21 protein-coding genes and 2 pseudogenes are annotated in these 21,706 nt (G+C 60.9%); 14 read left to right on the forward strand and 9 right to left on the reverse strand.

Translation table 11 applies throughout. The annotated features are described in order from the left end of the window. Positions 1–33 precede the first annotated feature (33 nt). A complete protein-coding gene (locus PFAS1_RS01925; protein ID WP_076027999.1) occupies positions 34–681 on the reverse strand; it encodes a LexA family protein in 648 nt (215 codons plus the stop codon). A gap of 129 nt (positions 682–810) precedes the next feature. Between PFAS1_RS01925 and PFAS1_RS01930 the strand changes: the two genes are divergently transcribed. Next, complete coding sequence (locus PFAS1_RS01930) at positions 811–1,152, forward strand: DUF6124 family protein (protein ID WP_076028000.1); 342 nt, start codon at positions 811–813, stop codon at positions 1,150–1,152. A 484-nt stretch (positions 1,153–1,636) separates the two neighbouring features. Continuing rightward, a complete protein-coding gene (locus tag PFAS1_RS01935) occupies positions 1,637–2,788 on the forward strand; it encodes a M14 family metallopeptidase (RefSeq protein ID WP_076028001.1) in 1,152 nt (383 codons plus the stop codon). 38 nt (positions 2,789–2,826) lie between these two features. Here the strand turns inward: PFAS1_RS01935 and PFAS1_RS01940 are convergent, their stop codons facing one another. Continuing rightward, positions 2,827–3,273 (reverse strand): winged helix-turn-helix transcriptional regulator, encoded by a 447-nt coding sequence (locus PFAS1_RS01940; RefSeq protein WP_076031485.1) that lies wholly within the window; start codon positions 3,271–3,273, stop codon positions 2,827–2,829. Positions 3,274–3,369: 96 nt separating this feature from the next. Here PFAS1_RS01940 and PFAS1_RS01945 point away from each other — a divergent pair, with 96 nt between their 5' ends. After that, positions 3,370–4,587 (forward strand): MFS transporter, encoded by a 1,218-nt coding sequence (locus PFAS1_RS01945; RefSeq protein ID WP_076028002.1) that lies wholly within the window; start codon positions 3,370–3,372, stop codon positions 4,585–4,587. A gap of 117 nt (positions 4,588–4,704) precedes the next feature. Here PFAS1_RS01945 and PFAS1_RS01950 read toward each other — a convergent pair whose 3' ends face one another. Continuing rightward, entirely contained in the window at positions 4,705–5,250 is a 546-nt protein-coding gene (locus PFAS1_RS01950) for a cytochrome b (protein ID WP_076028003.1), read from the reverse strand. Beyond that, positions 5,247–6,335, reverse strand: coding sequence for a catalase family peroxidase (locus PFAS1_RS01955; protein WP_076028004.1), 1,089 nt, complete (start codon positions 6,333–6,335; stop codon positions 5,247–5,249). The genes PFAS1_RS01950 and PFAS1_RS01955 overlap by 4 nt, the downstream gene beginning before the upstream one ends. Positions 6,336–6,493: 158 nt before the next feature. Between PFAS1_RS01955 and PFAS1_RS01960 the strand changes: the two genes are divergently transcribed. Both PFAS1_RS01960 and PFAS1_RS01965 read left to right on the forward strand, forming a co-directional pair. Then, positions 6,494–7,000, forward strand: coding sequence for an RNA polymerase sigma factor (locus tag PFAS1_RS01960; RefSeq protein ID WP_076028005.1), 507 nt, complete (start codon positions 6,494–6,496; stop codon positions 6,998–7,000). Beyond that, a complete protein-coding gene (locus PFAS1_RS01965) occupies positions 6,997–7,749 on the forward strand; it encodes an anti-sigma factor family protein (protein ID WP_076028006.1) in 753 nt (250 codons plus the stop codon). Before PFAS1_RS01960 ends, PFAS1_RS01965 begins: the two co-directional genes overlap by 4 nt. Positions 7,750–7,872: 123 nt before the next feature. Here PFAS1_RS01965 and PFAS1_RS01970 read toward each other — a convergent pair whose 3' ends face one another. Beyond that, positions 7,873–8,709: an IclR family transcriptional regulator gene (locus tag PFAS1_RS01970; protein WP_008148459.1), complete on the reverse strand. Its 837-nt coding sequence runs from the start codon at positions 8,707–8,709 to the stop codon at positions 7,873–7,875. Positions 8,710–8,953: 244 nt separating this feature from the next. On the opposite strand from PFAS1_RS01970, the gene PFAS1_RS01975 reads away from it, so the two are divergent. The 8 genes from PFAS1_RS01975 (at position 8,954) to PFAS1_RS02010 (ending at position 17,192) form a co-directional block, all read left to right on the forward strand. Further along, positions 8,954–9,973: an ABC transporter ATP-binding protein gene (locus PFAS1_RS01975; protein WP_076028007.1), complete on the forward strand. Its 1,020-nt coding sequence runs from the start codon at positions 8,954–8,956 to the stop codon at positions 9,971–9,973. Next, entirely contained in the window at positions 9,970–10,839 is an 870-nt protein-coding gene (locus tag PFAS1_RS01980) for an ABC transporter permease (protein ID WP_074878410.1), read from the forward strand. Before PFAS1_RS01975 ends, PFAS1_RS01980 begins: the two co-directional genes overlap by 4 nt. Before the next feature lie 6 nt (positions 10,840–10,845). Next, positions 10,846–11,640, forward strand: coding sequence for an ABC transporter permease (locus PFAS1_RS01985; RefSeq protein WP_008148452.1), 795 nt, complete (start codon positions 10,846–10,848; stop codon positions 11,638–11,640). A gap of 7 nt (positions 11,641–11,647) precedes the next feature. Continuing rightward, positions 11,648–11,938 carry a (2Fe-2S)-binding protein gene (locus PFAS1_RS01990; RefSeq protein WP_008148449.1) on the forward strand — a complete coding sequence of 97 codons (291 nt, stop codon included), beginning with the start codon at positions 11,648–11,650 and terminating at the stop codon, positions 11,936–11,938. Positions 11,939–12,092: 154 nt separating this feature from the next. Next, positions 12,093–13,448, forward strand: coding sequence for an FAD/NAD(P)-dependent oxidoreductase (locus tag PFAS1_RS01995; RefSeq protein ID WP_076028008.1), 1,356 nt, complete (start codon positions 12,093–12,095; stop codon positions 13,446–13,448). After that, on the forward strand, positions 13,445–14,560 hold the full coding sequence (locus PFAS1_RS02000; RefSeq protein ID WP_076028009.1) for an NAD(P)/FAD-dependent oxidoreductase: 1,116 nt from the start codon (positions 13,445–13,447) through the stop codon (positions 14,558–14,560). The genes PFAS1_RS01995 and PFAS1_RS02000 overlap by 4 nt, the downstream gene beginning before the upstream one ends. Before the next feature lie 18 nt (positions 14,561–14,578). Next, on the forward strand, positions 14,579–15,625 hold the full coding sequence (locus PFAS1_RS02005; RefSeq protein ID WP_076028010.1) for an ABC transporter substrate-binding protein: 1,047 nt from the start codon (positions 14,579–14,581) through the stop codon (positions 15,623–15,625). 253 nt (positions 15,626–15,878) lie between these two features. After that, positions 15,879–17,192 (forward strand): leucine-rich repeat-containing protein kinase family protein, encoded by a 1,314-nt coding sequence (locus PFAS1_RS02010; RefSeq protein WP_076028011.1) that lies wholly within the window; start codon positions 15,879–15,881, stop codon positions 17,190–17,192. A 118-nt stretch (positions 17,193–17,310) separates the two neighbouring features. On the opposite strand, the gene PFAS1_RS02015 is transcribed toward PFAS1_RS02010, so the two are convergent. Next, entirely contained in the window at positions 17,311–18,018 is a 708-nt protein-coding gene (locus PFAS1_RS02015) for a YebC/PmpR family DNA-binding transcriptional regulator (protein ID WP_074878420.1), read from the reverse strand. 233 nt (positions 18,019–18,251) lie between these two features. Between PFAS1_RS02015 and PFAS1_RS02020 the strand changes: the two genes are divergently transcribed. Next, the gene (locus PFAS1_RS02020) at positions 18,252–19,676 is read left to right on the forward strand and encodes a type VI secretion system Vgr family protein (protein ID WP_076028012.1); all 1,425 of its coding nucleotides are present in this window, start codon (positions 18,252–18,254) and stop codon (positions 19,674–19,676) included. 1 nt (position 19,677) lies between these two features. On the opposite strand, the pseudogene PFAS1_RS30265 reads toward PFAS1_RS02020, so the two are convergent. The 3 genes and pseudogenes from PFAS1_RS30265 to PFAS1_RS02030 form a co-directional block, all read right to left on the reverse strand. Then, positions 19,678–19,971 (reverse strand): annotated as a pseudogene (locus PFAS1_RS30265) (FAD-dependent oxidoreductase); the annotation flags it as partial. A gap of 54 nt (positions 19,972–20,025) precedes the next feature. After that, positions 20,026–20,175: pseudogene (locus PFAS1_RS30270) on the reverse strand (FAD-dependent oxidoreductase); the annotation flags it as partial. A 10-nt stretch (positions 20,176–20,185) separates the two neighbouring features. Further along, positions 20,186–21,511 carry an MFS transporter gene (locus PFAS1_RS02030; protein WP_076028014.1) on the reverse strand — a complete coding sequence of 442 codons (1,326 nt, stop codon included), beginning with the start codon at positions 21,509–21,511 and terminating at the stop codon, positions 20,186–20,188. Positions 21,512–21,706 lie beyond the last annotated feature (195 nt).

Below are 21,706 nucleotides of genomic sequence, written 5' to 3' on the forward strand. Positions count from 1 at the left end.
GATCGGTCCTACGCCTTGCGAGGACCGATCTGATTAGAACCTGGCGGTCGCCTGAACCACCACGCCGATAATTCGGCACTCTTCGGTGTAAAGGGCTTTCGGATACGTCGGATTGAGCGGGACCAGGTAACGCTGCCCGCCCTCTTCTATCAGTTTGCGGAAAACCGCCTCGGTGCTGTCCGGCCAGTGGGCAATCACCAACTTTCCGGGTTCCGGCACGATGGCCGGGTCCACCAGGATCATCATGCCCTCGGCAACGCTGATGCCCGTGGGTGCGGTCATCGCATCGCCGACCACCACCAGCCAGAATGCCGGGCCCTGGGCGTGGTAATCGGTCAGTTCGAAACGTGGCTTGCCATACACCGGCAGTTCACCGTCGCGGACCTCGACAGGCGCCCGCCAGTCACTGACCGGGTAGCGGAAATAGGGGTTGTACTTTTGTGTCAGGGAAATCTCGTTGTCCTGTGGGACTAAAGGCTCCCGGATCACAATCGCCACTTCCAGAAAATCCATCCCGAGCGCCCGCAAGACACGGTTCATGTCTTCGATGCTCGGCTGACGGCGTTTATTCAGCCAGTGACCCACGCCGCCCTGGGACATCCCGAGACGGTCGGCGAGTATGTCTTGAGTGACTTTGAGTTCACTCATCTTGGCCTTGACCAATTCAATCCATTTATCCATGTGCGGCACGATACGTGGACGCCTCCGGCCATCAAAACACAAATTGTAGTATTTAATCTCTCGTCATAAATACAGTTCGTACTAGGATTGGTTCACGGATCTGAATCTATCACGGAGTTTGCCATCGCCATGTCCATCCCCTGCAACGACCTGCCCGACATGCAAATCGACACTTCCCTCACCTCGCCAAAAGGCTCTGCTGCCGCGCAACGAGCGCTGGACTATTACTTGAAACCAGCTGTTTCAGAGGAAGTGGTCGAAGAACGTTTCTTTGACGTAAACCGCAATATCAGCTGCGAGGAGGCGCTGGTCCATGCCACGGATTTGCTGCGTTGTGCCGCCGCCATCGCGTACGAGTCAGCCAGCAATCTGCAAGGCGCACATCGGGACCTGGCGTTTTCGGCGGTGCACATGATCGACATGGCCAGGGCGATGGTGGATCGATCCCTGGAGGGCGATCAGAATGGATGAGACGCGGGTGCTGAGAAGGAGGACGGGAAAAGAACTTTCCTATCGCGCAGATAAAAACATTTGACTTGCAAACGAGAATGATTATTATTGCATGCAGCTGGTCGCGAGATCGGTCGATTGTCCAAGTGACCTTAGGTCGGTCGCCTGGACTATCTCCTCATCAGGCTAATCACGGTTTTTGACCCGGCTTTTTGCCGGGTCTTTTTTTTGCCAGTTATTCTGGCTTTACCTTCAGGCTAATGAAGTCTTTAAGTGCTGCAAATTCGAATGGCGCGGATGATATCAAAAGAATATCCCATGGCAACAGAAGCCCGGCATCATTGGCCCAAACTAATCAAAAATAGCGCTTGAGAATCAATCGCACAGTCTCTAAGCTTCGTCGGCGTCATGGAGGACGCCCCCCCGCTCAACCCAGAATTCCCCCCGGTTTTTCCCTTCCCAACGTGTAAAGTAACAGCCATAAAATCATATTCAGGAATCGACTATGACCGTGGCCAAATCCTCATTCGACATCAGTGCCAACTTCGACAGTGGCAACATTGAAGTGCTGGACATCAGCAATCCGTTGCAAGCCCTGCTGGCGATCAAGCCAGACACCCGCAGCCCGCACTTTCAGTGGTTCCACTTCAAGGCCAGCGGTCTGCACGTCGGTCAGGAACACTGGTTTCGCCTGAACAATGCCAGCAAGTCCTCCTACAACAAAGCCTGGGATGGTTATCAGGCGGTGGCGTCCTACGACCACGTCAACTGGTTCCGAGTGCCGACCATTTTCGAAGGTGACTGCCTGCGCTTCAGCCTTGAAGCCACCGCCACCCACGCCTGGTTCGCTTACTTCGAACCCTACAGCCGTGGCCGTCACGACTGGCTGATCGAGCAAGCGCTGACCAAGGCTGGCACCGAACTGCTGGCCACCGGCAAAAGCGTCGAAGGTCGAGACATCCAGCTGCTGCGGAAAGGCACGGGCGCCGAAGGTCAACGCAAGGTCTGGATCATCGCCCAGCAACACCCCGGTGAACACATGGCCGAATGGTTCATGGAAGGCGTGATCGAACGCCTGGAAAACCACGACGATCCGATATTGAACAAACTGCTGACCCGCGCCGATCTGTATTTGGTGCCGAACATGAACCCGGACGGCGCTTTCCACGGTCACCTGCGCACCAACGCCATGGGCCAGGACCTGAACCGCGCCTGGCAGAGCGCCAGCCAGGAAATCAGTCCGGAAGTGCTGTTCGTTCAGCAGCAAATGGAAAAGTACGGCGTGGACCTGTTCCTCGACATCCATGGCGATGAAGAAATCCCTTACGTATTCACCGCCGGCTGCGAAGGCAACCCGGGCTACACGCCCCGGATCGAAAAACTCGAAGAGCACTTTCGCAGTCATCTGAAGCGCCAGACCAAAGACTTCCAGACCAAGCACGGCTACACCCGGGACGAACCGGGCAAAGCCAACATGACCTTGGCGTGCAACAGCGTTGGCGAGAAGTTCGACTGCCTGTCGCTGACCCTGGAAATGCCGTTCAAGGACAACAACGATGCGCCGAACGCGCTGACCGGCTGGTCTGGCAAACGCTCGAAGCAATTGGGCAAGGATGTGCTGACGACCGTGGCTGAGATGGTCGATACCTTGCGCTGATCACGCTCGATGGCTGCATGTCCGACATGCAGCCAGCCTCACTCGGCAGCGATCCGCAGGCAATCCTCAGGTCCCAGCAAGCGCCCATCCTCGGCACGTAATTCCAGCGTCTGCACCGGTCGGCCGTTCTGTCGGTCAACCACCCGCGAATGCGTCTCCCCTGCCTCATAGAAAAACGCCTCGCCCCATTGGCGCAATCCGATGATCAACGGGAACAGGCCTTTGCCCTTCTCGGTCAGCACATATTCCTGATACGCACTGCCGTCCGACGCCGGCACCAGGTCGAAAATGCCGTGGGCCACCAGGGTGCGCAGCCGCGCAGACAAAATATTCTTGGCCATGCCCAAATTGCGCTGAAACTCCCCGAACCGGCGTATGCCATCAAATGCATCGCGCACGATCAGCAATGACCACCCATCACCAACGGCATTCAGGGAACGGGCAACCGGGCATTCGGTGTTTTCCATGCTTGTTCGTTTTGCCATGAGCGCGTTCACCTCAATCAAATGTAGTTGCAATATAAAACCAGCTTCCTTACCGTACAACTGGTTTCACTTTGAAACCACACAAGGAAGACTGCGATGAAACCTGAACATCCATTGAGCGGCGCCGTGGTGCTGCTGTTTGCCATCGCCTGCGGCCTGGCCGTCGGCAATGTTTACTACGCACAACCGCTGCTCGATGCCATGGCCGAGGCTTTCGCCATGGCCCCCGCAACCATCGGCATCGTCGTCACGTTGACTCAAGTCGGTTACGGCGCAGGTTTGGTGTTGCTGGTGCCGCTGGGTGACCTGCTCAATCGCCGTCGCCTGATCGTCACGCAAACTGTGCTGTCGGCGCTGGCCTTGCTCACGATCGCACTGGCACCTGACAACATTTGGCTGCTAATCGGCATGACATTGACCGGGTTATTGGCCGTCGTGACACAAGTGTTGGTGGCTTACGCCGCGACATTGGCCATCCCGAAACAGCGAGGGCGTGTGGTCGGTGTGGTCACCAGCGGCATCGTCGTCGGGATTCTGCTCGCCCGGACAGTGGCCGGCGGCATGGCCGACCTCGCCGGTTGGCGTTCGATTTATCTGTTGTCGGCGGGTTTGACGCTGGTGATGGCGTTGCTGCTGTTTCGTGTGTTGCCCAAACATGAAGCTGCGCAACCCGCCAGTTCCTACGGCGCGTTGCTGGGCTCGGTATTCACGCTGTTCAAGGAAGAACCGGTGCTGCGCCAGCGTGCGGTGCTCGCGCTACTGACCTTCGCCAGTGCCATGGTGTTGTGGACGCCCATGGTGCTACCGCTGAGCGCCCCGCCGCTGTCGTTGTCCCACACACAAATCGGATTATTCGGACTGGCAGGTGCCGCCGGTGCATTGGCCGCCGCTCGTGCCGGGCATCTGGCTGATCGTGGCCTCGGACAATGGACCAGCGGTTTGTCACTCTTGTTGATGCTGGTTTCCTGGCTGCCGATCGCCTTCACCCAGTCCTCGTTGTGGGCGTTGCTGCTTGGCGTGATTACCCTGGATCTGGGTTTACAGGCCGTGCACGTCACCAGCCAGAGCATGATCTACAGCGTGCGCCCCGAAGCGCAAAGCCGACTCACCGCCGGCTACATGCTGTTCTATTCGATTGGCAGCGCCTTGGGGTCGATCGGTTCGACGGCGATGTACGCGTGGGCCGGGTGGCTCGGCGTATGCCTGCTGGGCGCAGGCATCAATGCTGTGGCGTTGATCTATTGGTGGCTGACACTCGTCCCCCAGACACTTGAATCCTGTGGCGAGGGAGCTTGCTCCCGCTCGGCTGCGTAGCAGGCGCAAAACCTGCACCCGCGTAGTTTCCGACACTACTGTGTTGCAATTGATGGGGCTGCTTCGCAGCCCAGCGGGAGCAAGCTCCCTCGCCACAATGTTGTGCCAACCTTTAGATCAGCCGCGATCCTTGCCCCGCAACATGCTGTCCAGCACGTCATCGCGGCGCACCCAGCCGTGAAACAGCGCCGCCGCCAAATGCACCAGCACGGTCAGGAACAGCAAGTACGCCAGATACCCGTGAGCCTTGCGCAGGAACGCAAACACCTGCGCATTCGCCGGTACGATCGACGGCAACTGCAGCGAGCTGCTGAGCATCACCGGATCCCCCGCCGCCGAAATCATCGCCCAACCCAGCAGCGGCAGGATCAGCATCAACGCGTACAGCAAAACATGCGAAGCCTTGGCCGCCAGCGCTTGCCAACCCGGCAGATCCGCCGGCAGCGGTGGCTGTCGAGTGGAAAAGCGCACGCCCAGGCGCACGATCACCAACAGCAGAATCGCGACGCCCAAGGGTTTGTGCAGATGAATCAGCCACTCATGACGCTCGGACACCGAAGCGGCCATGCCCGCGCCGATAAACAGCATGGCAATGATCATCAGCGCCATCAGCCAGTGCAGCAATCGCGCTAACGGCGCGAAGTGGTTCGGTTGAGCGCTCATTGACGAGACTCCTGTTTATTGGCAGAGGGCAACTGGCTGACTTCGCTGGTACGACGCAAGTAGGAAGTGGCGTACCCGGCTGAACGAGCGGCGAGCAATGGGTCGTCGGAACCTTCTATGCCGGCAGGCAGTACCAGCGGGTCGTAGTTGATATCGCGGCATTCACCATTGAGTTGCGGCTGGGTGCTTTCGAGCACCAGGGTGCCAGCGTTCAACACTTTGCGACCCTCGGGCCAGGCTTTGCTGGCGTCGTTGACCGGATCGCCAGGGTTGGCCAGCGTGATGTTCAACTGCCAACGCAGCGGCCCTGCGGAAATGCGCTGAACCAGGTCTTTCTCCAGGAATTCCCCCCCTTCAGGCGCCGTAGCACCCGCGGCATCCTGAGCGACGGGCACCATGCTCCAGCGCACCGCTTGCCGTTGCCCGGCCGCGTTCACCAGGTAAAACGCATTGACGCTGTTGTAGGTTTCCGTCACGTAACTGGCCGACGGCTTGGCGGTTTTGATCCAGGCCAGGAACGGTGCAGCTTCTGGATGTGAACCGAAGAACGCTGGCACGGCAGCCGGGTTCGGCTTGCCGGTGGCCGGGTCAGGCGACTGGGCTTGTTGCAATTGATAGAACGCCTCGGGCGTACCCACCGGGAACACCGGCATGCTGTTCATCCCGGTGCGCCACTGCTGGCCGTTAGCCTGGGTGAATCGCAAGGCCAGGCTGCGGATCGGCACACTGTTGTCCGGCGCATAAGGATTACCGGCCGGCAAGGCGAAACGCCCGACCACCGGGGTCCGCGCTGCATTGAACACCTGAGCGTTGGAATAGCTGCGCGCCTCACCGCTGCTTTCGAAATGTCCGATCACGCACACGCCTTTGGAGTGGTTACGCCGGAACCCCGGGTGCACGCCGTTGTTGGTCTCCAGCACATTGATCAGCTTTTTCGGCGTCAGGCGCTGTGGGTCGAAGGTGCCGTTGACGTAGGCAAAAGCCCCGGCCACTGCGGCAACCACCACAGCAATACCGGCCAGACGTAACGTCAGGCTCGCGGCACTCAAGGGTGGCCGGGGTGGCGGTGATGAGCGATCTACCATGAAAGACTCCAGGGCCATCGGCCACAAGTGAGAAGGATCAAGCAGACGAACCCCACAGCGGTTTATTCCATCGCGCCGTATTTATTTTTTCAGGCGTGGAATAACCTCGACTGCCGGGCGTCTTCCTAGTCCACAGCGTAGTGACTAGCCAGAACTTCATGAACGATATCGACGAACAGCTGAGAGAAATCATTCCCAGATTGCGCCGGTTTGCCGTGTCGTTGACGCGCAATCCCAGCAGCGCCGACGACCTGGTGCAGTCTTGCCTTGAGCGCGCGCTGTCGAGTTGGGGCGACAAACGCCCCGAGGGCGACTTGCGCGCCTGGCTGTTTTCGATTCTGTATCGACAGTTTCTCGATGCTCACCGGCGCTCCCGGCGTTATGCGCGGATGCTCGAATTCTTTACCGGGCGTGACGACTCACAGCCGTCGGTGGAGCGCACCGTGATCGCCCAATCAACCCTGAAAGCCTTCGATCAACTCACCACCGAACAACGCGCCCTGCTGCTCTGGGTCTCGGTCGAAGGCTTGAGTTATAAAGAGGTCGCCGAGATTCTCGACGTCCCCACCGGCACTGTGATGTCCCGCCTGTCCCGTGCCCGCCAGGCCTTGCGCCAGTTGAGCGACGGCGAAATCACCCGCCCTTCCCTGCGGAGACTCAAATGATCAGCATGCCCCCAAGCGAGCGTGACCTGCACGCCTACGTCGACCAGCAACTCAGCGAGGCCGACCGACGTCTGGTGGAGACTTTTCTGGCCAGCAACGCGGAGGTGGCTGCACAAGTGCGTGCCTGGCAGCAGGACGCCCAGCAATTGCGCGCGGCATTGAGCGGTGCCCTGCAGCAACCGGCCAATCCGGACCTCGACCCGGCGCGGATTCGCCAACGCCTCAAACGACAATCTCGCCGTCACCTGGCCAGTGCCGCCGTGTTGCTGATCGCGGTCAGCGTCGGCGGATTCAGCGGCTGGCAAGCCCGGGAGATGACGCTCGTCAGTGCCCAACTGCCGATGACCGATGCCCTGCAGGCCTACCGACTGATTGCCCAGCAAGGCATCCTGCCGGCCGATTACACAGTCAGCGACGACGGTGATATGCAGGGTTGGCTCGACCGCTATTTCACTCAGTCCAATCGCTTGCCTGACCTCTCGGGCACCGGTTTCAAACCGGTCAGCGGACGCTTGCTCAGCACCGAGCAAGGGCCAGCAGCGATGGTGGTTTACGAGGATCAAAGCGGCCATAAAGTCAGTTTCTACGTCCGCCCACCAGGACCGAAAAACTACCTGTTGCCGAGGGGCAGTCGCAGCGATGGCGAGTTGCAGGCCGAGTACTGGTCGGGGGGCGGGTACAACTATGCGATGGTCAGCCCGACGGATACGCCGGCGGCGCAGATGCTCAAGAAAACCGTCCAGTTCTGACCACACCACCAATCAAATGTGGGAGCGGGCTTGCTCGCGAATGCGGTGTGTCAGATAAATCAATGTCGCCTGACACTCCGCTTTCGCGAGCAAGCCCGCTCCCACAGGGGAGTTGTGGCGGTTTCAGCCCTGCCCGAACACTTGCGAAGGCCTACGCAGCAACGGGTCGAACGGATTGATCCGCGGTCCGATCAGCGCCGCTTCGCGCTTGAGCATTTCCACCACCGTCGGCAATCGATCCGGCCCCAGCCGATCACTCACGGTCGCCACGCTCAGTGCCGCGACCGCCCGCCCTTCACGATCCAGAATCGGCACCGCCACCCCGGCCATGCCCTGCAACACGCCGGTGTTGCGCCCGGCATAACCGAGCTTGCGCACGTTCTCGACTTCCGAGCGCAGGAACACCTCGTCGTACAGGTGGAAATCCTTGAGCCTCGGCAAGTTGTAGTGAATCACCGTGTCGCGCTCTTCTTCCGGCAGGAACGCCAGAATCGCCAGGCTGCCCTGCCCCACGCCCAGCGCCACCCGCCCGCCGATGTCACCGGTAAAGGTGCGGATCGGAAACGGCCCTTCGCTGCGATCCAGGCAAATCGCATCAAAACCACTGCGCGCCAGCAAGAACAACGAATCCCCCAACGACGCCGACAGCCGCAGCAACGCCGGACGCACCAGTTCGCGCAGGTTTCCGGTGTTCCCGGCACGGGCCGCCAGGGCAAAAAACTCCAGACTCAAGCGATAGCGTTTGCTGCGCGCATCCTGCTCGACCATCCCTTCATCCATCAAACTACGCAGCAATCGGTGCGTGGTCGGTTGTGACAAGCCAATGCGCTGGGCCAGTTGCGTCACCCGCTCCCCGCCCTCGACGGTGTCACCCAGACTGCGCAGCACGGCAAACAGTCTGGATACCGCGCCGACACCGACATCACTTTTGCTTTCATTCCGCTCAATGGAATCTGTCATGGGTTTTCTCGAGTATTAATTTACTCACCGAATGAAACTGAAAATAGTCATCGTCTCAGTGAAATAGGCCATTGAGCCAATCCTATTCTTCGTCCTACTCTGCGTCCAGACAGGGGCGATTCGAACAACAGCGGCAGCCGACAGAAGTCGAGCGCCAACGCACCCCGCAAGACCTTTTCGTATCTGCCCATACAAAAAAGCGCGCCTTCGGGCGATGCATAACAATCTCAGGTGGAGCGCAGTTATGGCTTTTGTGCAACTTGAAGGACTCGGCAAACGCTACGGTGAGATCGACGCCGTCGTGGCCACCAACCTCTCGGTCGAGAAAGGCGAGTTCGTCTCGCTGCTCGGCCCCTCCGGCTGCGGTAAAACCACCACTCTGCAAATGATCGCCGGCTTCGTCGAAGTCAGCAGCGGACGCATTGTGCTGGACGGTCGCGACATCACCCACGCCAAACCCGCCAGCCGTGGTTTGGGCGTGGTGTTCCAGAGTTACGCGCTGTTCCCGCACATGACCGTGAAAGACAACGTCGCCTTCGGCCTGCGCATGCGCAAAGTGGCCGGTGCCGAGTTGCAGCAGCGAGTGGATCGAGTGCTGAAACTGGTGCGCCTCAACCAGCATGCCGAGCGTTATCCGCGAGAGCTTTCCGGCGGCCAGCGTCAGCGTGTTGCGTTGGCTCGAGCTTTGGTGATCGAGCCGCCGGTGCTGCTGCTCGATGAGCCGCTGTCCAACCTCGACGCCAACCTGCGCGAAGAGATGCAGTACGAGATCCGCCGCATCCAGCGCGAAGTCGGGATCACCACGCTGATGGTCACCCATGACCAGTCCGAAGCGCTGTCCATCAGCGACCGGGTGGTGGTGATGCAGGCCGGGCGCATCACCCAGATCGACGCGCCCTACACCCTCTACGAACACCCGCGCACCGAGTTCATTTCCGGGTTCGTCGGCAAGGCCAATCTGCTGCCGGGCGAGCGTGATGGCGCCGGTGTGGTCCAGGTCCGCAGTGGCGGCGAATTGATCCTCAGCCTGCGCCCGGAAAAAATCGATCTGCGGGACAAAGGCCAGGGCCGCCTGCAAGGCAACATCGTCAGCCGCTTCTTTCTCGGCAGCCAATGGTTGTACGGCGTATCGACAACCTTGGGCGAACTCAGCGTGGTGCGCCGCAACGACGGTTCGGCACCGCTGACTGAAGGCACGGCAGTCGGGCTCGATTGGGACGCAACGTTGCTGCGGGTGCTGACCGTCGACGAGGTGCCGGCATGAGTACGCTTGTCGCCATTCGCCACGGACGCCAGGGTTACTGGCTGTCGGCACCGGCCCTGGCCTTGTACCTCGGCCTGCTGGTTATCCCGCTGCTGCTGACCTTGGTCCTGTCGTTCAACGTCTTCGACTACAGCTCGGGGATCAACGGCGACGCCTACACCCTTGATCACTACAGCAGCTTGCTGGGCGATCCGTACTTCTACGAAATCTTTCTGCGCACGATGTGGATCAGCGCCCTGACCACCCTGCTCTGCGTGGTGATCGGCGTGCCCGAGGCTTACATCCTCAGCCGCATGGGCGCGCCGTGGCGCTCGATCTTCCTGATTCTGATCCTCACCCCGCTGCTGATTTCGGTGGTGGTGCGCGCCTTCGGCTGGAGCCTGTTGCTGGGTGCCGACGGACTGGTCAACCAGACCCTGCAAGCCTTTGGCGGCTCGCCGATGAAGCTGCTCTACACGCCGTTCGCGGTGGTGATTGCGTTGGTCCACGTGATGCTGCCGTTCATGATCATTCCGGTCTGGACCTCGCTGCAAAAACTCGACCCGGCCGCCGAGCAGGCCGCGATGTCCCTCGGTGCCAGCCACTTCACCGTGATGCGCCAAGTGGTGCTGCCGCAGATCATGCCCGGCGTGCTCTCCGGCACCTTGATCGTGTTCGGCCTCGCCGCCAGCTCCTTCGCGATTCCCGGCCTGCTCGGCGGACGCCGGATAAAAATGGTCGCCACGCTGATCTACGACCAGTACCTGTCGGAGCTCAACTGGCCGATGGGCGCGGCCATCGCCGTGGCGCTGCTGTTGCTCAACCTGCTGATCATGCTGTCGTGGAACCGGATGATCGAAGGCCGCTACAAGAAGTCATTGGGATAACTCGTCATGTCCAAGAACGGTCCTTTCGCCCTGCTGTTCCATACCCTGGTGGTGCTGTTCATGCTGGCGCCGCTGGTGGTGGTCTGCCTCGTGGCCTTCACCCCGGAAAACACCCTGAGCCTGCCGACCACCGAGTTTTCCCTGCGCTGGTTCCGCGCGGTATTCGAGCGTGCTGACTTTGTCGATGCGTTCTACAACAGCCTGATCCTGGCGTTTTGCGCGGCCAGTCTGGCGACGCTGATTGCGGTGCCGGCGGCGCTGGCGATCACCCGCTTTGAGTTTCCCGGCCGCGACTTTCTCAACGGTCTGTTCCTGTCGCCGATCATCATTCCGCACTTGGTGCTGGGTGTGGCGTTGCTGCGGTTGTTTGCGCTGATGGGGGTCAACGGTAGCTTCGCCTGGTTGATCTTCGCCCACGTGCTAGTGATCACACCGTACGTGCTGCGACTGGTGTTGGCGTCGGCCATCGGCCTGGATCGCAGTGCCGAACACGCCGCGCAATCGCTCGGTGCCGGGCGCTTCACGCTGTTCCGGGAAATCACCTTGCCGATGATTCTGCCGGGGGTCGCCGGTGGCTGGCTGCTGGCGTTCATCAACAGTTTCGATGAGGTCACGCTGTCGATTTTCGTCACCTCGCCGGCCACGCAAACCTTGCCGGTGCGGATGTACGTGTACGCCACCGAATCCATCGATCCGATGATGGCGGCGGTGTCGGCACTGGTGATTGGGTTGACCGCGTTGACGATGATTTTGCTCGACCGGGTCTACGGCCTCGATCGGGTTCTGGTGGGCAAACAATGAGGGCGCCATGGCTCTGCTGAAACGACTGGCCGAAGGCGACCGCCCGGCCCTGGACTTTACCCTCGACGGCACGCCGGCCACCGGCCTGCTCGGCGACACTTTGCTGACGGCGGTGCTGACCTGCAGCGAACACTTGCGCGGCAGTGACTTCAGCGCCGAACCCCGTGCCGGGTTTTGCATGATGGGTGCCTGTCAGGATTGCTGGGTTCGACTGGGCGATGGCCGACGCGTGCGCGCCTGCTCGACGCTGCTCGAAGCCGGACAGCAGATCAGTCGCGAACCAGGACGCTCCCTATGAACACCTTTTCAATCTGCCGAAACCGGATCCCCTGTGGGAGCGAGCCTGCTCGCGATAGCAATCTGTCAGCCAGCATTAATGTTGAATGTACCGCCGTCATCGCGAGCAGGCTCGCTCCCACAAGGGATCTGCGTCGCTCACACATGAGGTGGGTATGAATTCGGTGGTCATCATTGGTGCCGGTCCGGCCGGCATTCGGGCAGCGCAGACGCTGGTTGCGCATGGACTTCGCCCGGTGCTGCTGGACGAAGCAGCACGCGGTGGCGGGCAGATTTATCGGCGCCAACCGGCAAACTTCAAGCGTTCGCCGGTCAAGCTGTATGGCTTCGAAGCCGGCAAGGCCAACGCGCTGCATCGGACGATTGACGCGCTGCGCGAGCAACTCGATTACCGTCCCGAGACGTTGGTGTGGAACGCCGAGGATGGCGCGCTCGACACCTTGCATGAAGGCCGCGCCGCGCGGTTGGCGTTCTCCCGCGTGATTGTCGCCACGGGCGCCACCGACCGGATTCTGCCGGTGCCAGGCTGGACCCTTCCCGGGGTTTACAGCCTCGGCGCGGCGCAGATCGCCCTCAAGTTTCAAGGCTGCGCCATCGGTGAGCGCGTGGTGTTCGCTGGCAGCGGCCCGTTGCTGTACCTGGTGGCGTATCAATACGCCAAGGCCGGCGCCAAGGTGGTCGCGGTGCTCGACAGCTCGCCGTTCAGCGCTCAGGCCCGCGCCTTGCCCGGCCTGCTCTCGCAACCGGCCACCCTGGCCAAAGGCATCTATTACCGCAGTTGGTTGACCGCCCACGGCATCCCGGTGCATCAGGGCGCCAGCCTCTCAGGCATCAACGGCGAACAGCGTGTGCAATCGCTGACCTGGCGCAACGCCAAGGGCGATCAGCATCTGGAATGCGACGCCGTCGCCTTCGCCCACGGCCTGCGCAGTGAAACCCAACTCGCCGACCTGCTCGGCTGTGAATTCGCCTGGAACCCGCTCAACCGCGCCTGGCTGCCGCAACGTGACAGCGCCGGTCGCAGCAGTGTCGCCGAGGTTTACCTGGCCGGTGACGGCGCCGGCATCATGGGCGCTGACGCGGCGGAAATGGCCGGCGAGCGCGCGGCCCTGGCGTTGCTCGAAGACATCGGTTACCTGATCCCGCCGCAACGTGGGGCGCAATTGGAGCAGGCGCTGGGACGGATCGATACCTTCCGCCAAGGTCTGGAGCGAGCCTTCGTCTTTCCCGAACATTGGGCCGCCGATGCCCCGAATGAAGTGATGATCTGCCGCTGCGAAGAAGTGCGCGCTGGCGACATCCGCCAGGTTGTGCGCGAGGGTCATTGGGAGATCAACCGGGTCAAGGCGCATTGCCGGATCGGCATGGGCCGCTGCCAGGGACGGATGTGCGGCGCCGCCGCAGCGGAAATCATTGCCTGCGAAAGCCAGCGCGCCATCTCCGACATTGGTCGCCTGAGGGCACAAGCCCCCATCAAACCCCTGCCGTTTGGTCTGGAGGTCGAGTCATGATCGAAGTCGATGCCGTCATCATTGGCGGCGGAATTGTCGGCGCCTCCGCCGCGCTGTTTCTGAGCAAGGCCGGGCGTCGCGTGGCGCTACTGGAGCGGGACTTCTGTGGCTCGCATTCCAGCGGCGTGAACTACGGCGGCGTGCGGCGCCAGGGGCGACCACTCTCGCAACTGCCACTGTCGCAGCGGGCCCACGACATCTGGGGACAACTGCCGCAGCTGATTGGCATCGACGGTGAGTATCAGCGCAGCGGTCACCTGAAACTGGCCCGCAGCCTCAACGATCTACACGCCTTGCAAGACTATGCCGCCAGCAGTCGGGGTTTTGGCCTCGACTTGCAGGTACTCGATCGCAGTGAATTACACGCACGTTTTCCGTGGGTCGGCGAGGTGGCGGTCGGTGCTTCGTTTTGCCCCGATGACGGTCACGCCAACCCACGACTGGTGTCCCCGGCGTTTGCCCGGGCGGCGCGGCGACATGGCGCGCAGGTCCATGAACAATGCGCGGTGACGGCGGTGGAACACGACGGCCAAGGTTTTCGTATCAGCACGCAAACCGGTCTCGACCTGCACGCGCCCTGGCTTTTGAACTGCGCCGGAGCCTGGGCCGGCAGCCTGGCATCACAGTTCGGTGAGGCGGTGCCGATGCACGCCGGGCACCCGGCGATGCTGGTCACCGAACCGTTGCCGCTGGTGATGAATGCCAGCACCGGGGTCGAGGGCGGCGGTATCTATGCCCGTCAGGTCGCGCGCGGCAATTGCGTGTTGGGTGGCGGTCAGGGTTTTGCCCTCGACGGCGCCCGCGCCCGGCCGGGCCAGAACGCCGTGATCGAGATCCTGCGTCAGGCGGTCGAGCTTTATCCGTTTCTTGAAGGCGCCCAGGCGATTCGCACCTGGAGCGGCACCGAAGGTTACCTGCCCGATCGCCAACCGGTGATCGGCCACAGCGGCACTCAACCCGGTCTGTTGCACGCATTCGGCTTTGCCGGTGCGGGCTTTCAGATCGGCCCCGCGGTGGGCCAGGCGCTCACCGAAATCATCTGCAGCGGCGCCTCAAAAACGTCGCTGGATGCGTTTTCCATCACCCGGTTTCACTCCATCTCCGTTGCTTGATAGAGGAAGGTCGCGCTAATGAATAACGTCAAACGCACTGCACTGCTCGGTATCTCCTGCCTGGGCGCTCTGCTCGCCGCCACCCAGGCCCAGGCCGAACCGACGCTTTACCTGGGCATGAACGGCGGGACCATGGAGCGGCTCTACGCCGACAAGGTGCTGCCGGTTTTCGAGAAGGCCAACAACGTCAAAGTGGTGATCGTGCCCGGCACCTCCGCCGATATTCTGGCCAAGGTCCAGGCCAGCAAAGGCAACCCGCAGATGCACGTGATGTTCCTCGACGACGGCATCATGTACCGCGCCATCGCCATGGGGCTGTGCGACAAACTTGAAGACAGCGCACCGCTGGCGCAGATTCCGGCCAAGGGTCGCATCAAGGATCAAGCCGTGGCAGTCAGCCTCGGCGTGACCGGGTTGGCGTACAACACGCGGCTGTTCAAGGAGAAAGGCTGGTCCGCACCGACCTCGTGGATGGACATGGCCGACCCGCGCTTCAAGGACAAACTGGTGTTCCAGTCGATGGCGTCTTCGACCTTTGGCCTGCACGGTTTCCTGATGTTCAACCGGATTCAGGGCGGCAGCGAAACCGACGTCGAGCCAGGCTTCAAGGCGTGGCCGAACACCGTCGGGCGCAATGTGCTGGAGTACATTCCGAGCTCGGCGAAGATTTCTGAAATGCTTCAGACCGACGAAGCAGCGTTGTTCCCGTTGACGCCGACCCAGGTCACCGCGCTGAAACTCAAGGGCATGCCGGTGGAGTATGCGCAGCCGAAGGAAGGCGCCGTGGTGCTCAACGTGGCCGAATGTGCCATCGCCAACAACACTCAGCCGGAATTGGCACAGAAACTCGCCGCTTTCTTGCTGACGCCTGAAGCCCAGGCCGCCGCGCTTGAAGACGGTGACCAGATCCCGTCCAACCCGAATACCCCGACCACCGACAAGACTCGTGGCCAGGTCGAAGCGATGAAACAGTACCTGGCCACTGCCATTGCGATCGATTGGGATCAGGTCAACGAACAGCGCCCAGCGTGGAATGCGCGGTGGAATCGCAGTATCGAGCGCTAACCCGAGGCAACACAGAAAACCCTGTGGGAGCGGGCTTGCCCGCGAATGCGTAAGGTCAGGCAACCGAATGGTGAATGACACACCGCCTTCGCGAGCAAGCCCGCTCCCACATTGGATCGGTGTACAACACAACCTCAGTGTGGGAGCGAGCCTGCTCGCCATAGCGGTTTAACAGCCACCCCACATTTGCCGGTATCATGTCGCCCGCTTCCGGGCCTGCGCGCCCTCCTCTCGATCAATAGTGAATCTGTTCATGGATACCCTTGCCCAACTACGCGCCGGCCAACTGTCGGGCGTTACCCGCCTGGACATCACCGATGGCCTGACGGAGTTTCCGCGAGAAATCTTCGACCTGGCGGACTCGCTGGAAGTCCTCGACCTCAGCGGCAATGCCTTGAGCAGCCTGCCGGGCGACTTGCACCGCCTGACCCGTTTGCGCGTGTTGTTCTGCTCGGACAATCTGTTCACCGAACTGCCCGACTGCCTGGGCCAATGCGCCGCACTGACGATGGTCGGCTTCAAGGGCAATCGTATCGAGCGCGTGCCAGGCGCGGCCCTGCCACCGTTGCTGCGCTGGCTGATCCTGACCGATAACTGCATCACTGAGCTGCCGGCCGAACTGGGTGAACGCCCGCACCTGCAAAAACTCATGCTTGCCGGCAACCGCTTGCAAGGTTTGCCACAGAGCTTGCGGCATTGCCATCGACTCGAACTGATCCGCATCGCCGCCAATCAGTTGAGCGAGTTGCCCGAGTGGTTGCTGACCCTGCCCAGCCTGAGCTGGCTGGCGTACGCCGGCAACCCGCTGGAGACCGAAGCCGATGCGGCTGCCCTCGAAGCCACACCCCGCATTCCGTGGTCTGAACTGCGTCTGGAGCAGCAACTGGGCGAAGGCGCGTCAGGGGTGATTCATCAGGCTGTTTGGGATCGACCGAACCACCCGGCCACAGCGGTCGCCGTCAAGCTCTACAAGGGCGAAATGACCAGCGATGGCTCGCCGTTGCACGAGATGAACGCCTGCATCACCGCCGGTAGTCACCCCAACCTGATCCGGGTTAAAGGCCGCATCTTCGCGCATCCAGAAGCCCAGGCCGGGCTGGTGATGCAATTGATCGATCCGAGCTATCGCAATCTGGCCGGCCTGCCGAGCCTGGCGTCATGCACCCGCGACGTTTACGCCAACGGCACCCGGCTCAGCGCTGGCGTGGCATTGCGCATCGCCGCTGGCATCGCCTCGGCAGCCGAACATTTGCACCAGCATGGCATCACCCACGGCGACCTCTACGGCCACAACATTTTGTGGAACGAGCACGGTGATTGCCTGTTGGGGGATTTTGGCGCCGCGTCTTTCCATGCCATCTCGGACAGCCTTGAAAGCCGTGCGCTACAACGGATAGAAGTGCGAGCGTTCGGGATTTTGCTGGGGGAATTGCTGGAGCGGATCGACTCGGGGCTGAGCGATGAAGGTCGTGTGCATCTGGAGCAATTGCAGCAGCGCTGCTGTCAGCCGCAGGTGCTGGAGCGACCGGGGTTCGCGGAGATTGTACGAGTACTGGAAAATCGGTGACCGCTGCGCGGTCATTCGCGAGCAAGCCCGCTCCCACATTAGATCGCGTCCTTACAGACAACTTGGTCAATTGTGGGAGCGAGCCTGCTCGCGATAGCGGTATCACTGAAAAATCAAATTACCCCGCCAACCCGACAAACATGTCCTGCACGTCATCGTGGTTATCGAGGCCTTCGAGGAAGGCCTCGACTTCAGCCATCTGCTCATCGCTCAGACCGCTGACCGGGTTTTTCGGCTGATAGCCCAGCTTGGCCGACAACACGGTGAACCCTTGCTCGGGCAGGGCTTTCTGCACGGCGTCCAGGTCCGCAGGCTCGGTCAGGAACAGGGTCGTGCCCTCTTCGTCACCCGCCTCGAAATCCTGGGCGCCGGCTTCGATAGCGGCCATTTCCGGATCGGCGTCCGGGCTGTCCGGGGACGCCTCGATCATGCCGACATGGTTGAAGTCCCACGCTACCGAACCGGAAGCGCCCAATTGGCCCTTGCGGAACGCAACGCGGATTTCAGCGACGGTGCGGTTGATGTTGTCGGTCACGCATTCAACGATCAGCGGCACCTGATGCGGTGCGAAGCCTTCATAGGTCACGCGATGGTATTGCACGGTTTCACCCAACAGGCCCGCGCCTTTCTTGATCGCGCGATCCAGGGTTTCCTTGGGCATCGAGGCTTTTTTAGCCTGTTCAACCACCAGCCGCAGATGTGCGTTGGTAGCGACATCGGCACCGTTACGCGCAGCAATGGTGATTTCTTTTACCAGTTTGCCGAAGATCTTGCCCTTGGCGTTAGATGCCGCTTCTTTGTGTTTAACCTTCCACTGTGCGCCCATTACTCACTCTCTTGATCTGTGGCGCCGAGACATCTATTGGCCGACGCATGGGCGCAAGTTTATACGCCCTAAAGTTGGCAATCGACCAAAAAATCCACCCTGTTGACCCGCATGACCAATCGACATCTTCACCGTCAGTTGTAGGGCGATTCTGAAACTTCGATTTGCGGTGACTATAAAGGGCTATGGTTTCGTACCCTCTGCGCCCGAATTCCATGGCAGAAGCGCGTTCGATGCACAACGACAAGGAAAGCCCCTTCACCCTGACACTTCTCGACGGCGATTTGAGTTTGCAGGTGTTGCAGTTCAGTGGTCGAGAAGCCCTCAACCAGCCCTATCGATTCGACATCGAAGTGATCGGCCTCGCACCGGCCATGAACCTCGACCGACTGCTGCAACAACCGGTGTTCCTCAGCCTGATGGAGGGCCAGGGTATTCATGGCGTACTTCACAGTGCCAGTCGCGAGCATCGCGGCCCACACCGGATCGGCTACAAACTGGTGCTGGTGCCCTACCTTCAATGGCTCGACCGGCAGCGTTCACGCCGGGTCTTTCATCACCTCAGCGTACCGATGATCCTGCGCCAACTGCTGGAGGAACATGATGTGCCCGAGGCGAGCTATCGCTTCGAATTATCCAGCGGACACTATCCCGTCCGGCCTTTTTGCATTCAGTACGAGGAGAGCGACCTGGCATTACTGCAACGGCTGTGCGAAGAAGAAGGCATTCACTATCACTTCGAACATCAGCGCGAAGGGCATGTGCTGGTCCTGGCAGATGACAGCCTGAGCTTCCCCCAGGACCCCGTCCTTACGCCATTCCAGGGCAACGCGCCCGAAGACAGTGACGGGCCGACGATCAGTGAGTTGTTCCAACGCCATGACTCGCCGCCCATTCCCTCACGACTGGAGGCCAGGAACCGTGGCTCGCATAAACCCGACGATGGCGCGGCCAACCACGCGTTCAGCAAACCATTGCCGGTCATGGTCCGCCCCGCGCCCGAGCACATCCATCACGATCAGTTGAGCCGACGACAACTGGAACGTCTGCGTTGCCAGTACCTGCAGATCCACGGTCAAAGCAACCAGAGCGCACTGCGCAGTGCACGGATCGTGCAAGTGTCAGAACATCCACTGGCGAATTTCAACGATCAGTGGCTGCTCACCGAAACCCGACATCAAGGGCAACAACCTTCGATTCTTGCCACCGACAAACCGGTCACTGTCGGTCATTACCGCAATCAGTTCACCGCCATTCCCTGGTCAACGGTATTCAGGCCGGCACTCAAACAGACCAGGCCGAGCATCCCGGGTTACCAGCCCGCCCAGGTACTGGGCCCTGCCGGGCAACCGCCGGCGCTGGATGATCAAGGTCGAATACAAGTCAGGCTGTGGCCAACCGCGCAAGCGGATCCGCTTGAATCTGTGGGTATCTGGTTACCGGTGGCCTTTGCAGCGCCGGACGGTCGGATTGATGCGTCCAGCCTGCCAAAGGCCGGCAGCGACGTGCTGATCAGTTTTCTCGACAGTGACCCGGACCGACCGGTGCTGTGTATCGGCATGGGCCATCACCCGCGCACCCGGCCTGATCCCGAGCCACGCCGCGATAGCGATTTGCTGCTCGATTGGCTGGTCAATCGCTCGGACCCATCGCCCTGACTCAGCCCTTGTCGGCCTTGCCTGCCGCCGCCGCGAATTTCGCCAGACGCACATCCAGATGCCGCGGCCGATGCCCATGATCTTCGGCGCGCTCCTTGCGGCGGATGGCCTTGCGCACCATCAATGAGCCAAGGTAACGAATCGGTTCCGGCGGAAACAAGCCCAACGGGCCGTTGACCAGAGGCGAACGGGTCCAGGCATTGTCCAGCCCTTGAACCATCGAGGCGAGAATCTGCCCACCCATATGACACGGGCCAACCCCGCTGCCGGAGTATCCGAAACCATAAAACACGTTGCCACTGGCGCCGGCGCCGCAGATATCGGCTTCGATCAGCAGCACATCCAGTTCGGGGTTCTGTTGCTTGAGCATGATCGCCGTCCACAACCCGGTGTAGCCACCGCCGACGATGCAGACATCGGCGCGGGTGTCGCCCGCCAAGGGTTCGCATGGCGCGCAGGACTCGGCCGCCAGCGCCTGTTCCAGCCAGAAAGGTCTCATGGGTCAATCCTTAAGTACGCAGAGGTTTTACGCTGATCGGTTGGTTAGGCACGAAAGCGCTTTCGGCACGCAGGGCAGCCGGGCGGCTGTTCCAGTGTGGGATCAGCACCAGGGCCGAAAACAATGCGCAGCCCGCGAAGACGATGAACACCGTGACCGAGTCGAAGTAGCCCGGCAGCAATCCGCCGAGAATCGCCCCGACCGAGCCGCAACCGTTGACGAAACCGGCCGCTGTGGCGCCCGCCTTGGCGGTGCCGAAATCGATCGCCGCCGCGCCGCTGATCATCGAGTCAGGTCCGTACAGGGTCAGGCCCATGACGAACAGCAGCGCCACCACCAGCATCACGCTGCCGGTATGCAGGGCACCCATGAACAACGCCAGGGTCACGGTCAGCGCCAACAGGCTGAGCACACACGCTGGCATGCGTCGGGCGCCGAACAGTTTGTCCGATGCCAGCCCCAGCAGAATCGGCCCAAGCAACCCGGCCAGTTCAAAGGCAGTCGGAATGATGGCCGCGCCGACCTTGCCCACCGAGGGCATCTGCTCGAAGACGATCACCGGGCCCCAGAGCAGAATCGCGTAGCGTGCCGGTTTCAGCAGAAAGTACGCGAGCCCCAGGACCAGCACGGTGCGGTTGCGCAGGATTTCTTTCAACGGTTCCAGAATGCTGATCCTGCTTTGCGCATCAGCCTCTTGCGCCGTCAGTTGCGGCTCCGGTTCCACCGCCGGCAAGCCAACGTCTTCGGGTTTGTTGCGCTGAAAAATAAAAAACAGCACGGCGACCAGCCCAACCACCGCCGCACTGGAAAAGAACGCCGCATGCCAGGTGCCGATCAGCGTATACGCCCACCAGCCAGCAAACGGCGACGCCACCAACCCACCAAAGGCGTAGCAGGAACTCCACAGCCCCAGCACCCGCCCGCGCTGTTCAGAGGGAAAGAAACTCCCGAGGTTCTTGCACAGCCCGGACCAGCCGGTGGACTGGGCAAACCCTTGAATCAACATGCAGGTAGCGAAGATTGGCAACGTCGCAAAACTGCCCATCACCAAGGCTGCCGCCGCTGAAATCAGCAACCCGCCAAACACTACGACCCTTGGACCAAAGCGGTCGGCCAGGATGCCCCAGGTGAATTGCCCGATGGCGTAAGCCGTGAGGTAGATGGCGTCGAGGTTGGCCATGGCCATTTTGTCGAGCATGAAGGTGGGATCTTCGGCGATCCCCAGTTTTGCCACGGAAAAGGCTTTGCGGGTGAAGTAGAACGCGGCGTAAGCGAGCCAGGTGATCGCGAAGATCTGCACGCGCCAACGCTTGATGGTGCCGATGTGCTTGTTCATGGTGGTTCTGACCTCAGGGTGTGAGTGTGCCGGCAGAAATTGAGAAATAACGCCTGTTTTTTTATTGTTGAGCACTTCGATATCGCAGCTTCCCTGAGGCGATATCGGTCAGATGAGTCCTGCTGTTGCACGCACAGGCTCATGACCGCCGACGCTGTTCGACTGACCAGTCACCGGGGCTGAGGTGGATAAAAA

Origin of the sequence: Pseudomonas frederiksbergensis (genome assembly GCF_001952935.1) — a bacterium.
Classification (GTDB): Bacteria; Pseudomonadota; Gammaproteobacteria; order Pseudomonadales; family Pseudomonadaceae; genus Aquipseudomonas; species Aquipseudomonas frederiksbergensis.

Coding starts and splice junctions, on each gene's coding strand:
- PFAS1_RS01935 (WP_076028001.1), top strand. CDS start 1,637: ATGACCGTGGCCAAATCCTCATTCGACATCAGTGCCAACTTCGACAGT.
- PFAS1_RS02030 (WP_076028014.1), bottom strand. CDS start 21,511: ATGAACAAGCACATCGGCACCATCAAGCGTTGGCGCGTGCAGATCTTC.
- PFAS1_RS01970 (WP_008148459.1), bottom strand. CDS start 8,709: ATGACAGATTCCATTGAGCGGAATGAAAGCAAAAGTGATGTCGGTGTC.
- PFAS1_RS01930 (WP_076028000.1), top strand. CDS start 811: ATGTCCATCCCCTGCAACGACCTGCCCGACATGCAAATCGACACTTCC.
- PFAS1_RS02015 (WP_074878420.1), bottom strand. CDS start 18,018: ATGGGCGCACAGTGGAAGGTTAAACACAAAGAAGCGGCATCTAACGCC.
- PFAS1_RS02010 (WP_076028011.1), top strand. CDS start 15,879: ATGGATACCCTTGCCCAACTACGCGCCGGCCAACTGTCGGGCGTTACC.
- PFAS1_RS01940 (WP_076031485.1), bottom strand. CDS start 3,273: ATGGCAAAACGAACAAGCATGGAAAACACCGAATGCCCGGTTGCCCGT.
- PFAS1_RS01975 (WP_076028007.1), top strand. CDS start 8,954: ATGGCTTTTGTGCAACTTGAAGGACTCGGCAAACGCTACGGTGAGATC.
- PFAS1_RS01980 (WP_074878410.1), top strand. CDS start 9,970: ATGAGTACGCTTGTCGCCATTCGCCACGGACGCCAGGGTTACTGGCTG.
- PFAS1_RS01995 (WP_076028008.1), top strand. CDS start 12,093: ATGAATTCGGTGGTCATCATTGGTGCCGGTCCGGCCGGCATTCGGGCA.
- PFAS1_RS01945 (WP_076028002.1), top strand. CDS start 3,370: ATGAAACCTGAACATCCATTGAGCGGCGCCGTGGTGCTGCTGTTTGCC.
- PFAS1_RS02000 (WP_076028009.1), top strand. CDS start 13,445: ATGATCGAAGTCGATGCCGTCATCATTGGCGGCGGAATTGTCGGCGCC.
- PFAS1_RS01990 (WP_008148449.1), top strand. CDS start 11,648: ATGGCTCTGCTGAAACGACTGGCCGAAGGCGACCGCCCGGCCCTGGAC.
- PFAS1_RS01965 (WP_076028006.1), top strand. CDS start 6,997: ATGATCAGCATGCCCCCAAGCGAGCGTGACCTGCACGCCTACGTCGAC.
- PFAS1_RS01985 (WP_008148452.1), top strand. CDS start 10,846: ATGTCCAAGAACGGTCCTTTCGCCCTGCTGTTCCATACCCTGGTGGTG.
- PFAS1_RS01960 (WP_076028005.1), top strand. CDS start 6,494: ATGAACGATATCGACGAACAGCTGAGAGAAATCATTCCCAGATTGCGC.
- PFAS1_RS01955 (WP_076028004.1), bottom strand. CDS start 6,335: ATGGTAGATCGCTCATCACCGCCACCCCGGCCACCCTTGAGTGCCGCG.
- PFAS1_RS02020 (WP_076028012.1), top strand. CDS start 18,252: ATGCACAACGACAAGGAAAGCCCCTTCACCCTGACACTTCTCGACGGC.
- PFAS1_RS01950 (WP_076028003.1), bottom strand. CDS start 5,250: ATGAGCGCTCAACCGAACCACTTCGCGCCGTTAGCGCGATTGCTGCAC.
- PFAS1_RS02005 (WP_076028010.1), top strand. CDS start 14,579: ATGAATAACGTCAAACGCACTGCACTGCTCGGTATCTCCTGCCTGGGC.
- PFAS1_RS01925 (WP_076027999.1), bottom strand. CDS start 681: ATGGATAAATGGATTGAATTGGTCAAGGCCAAGATGAGTGAACTCAAA.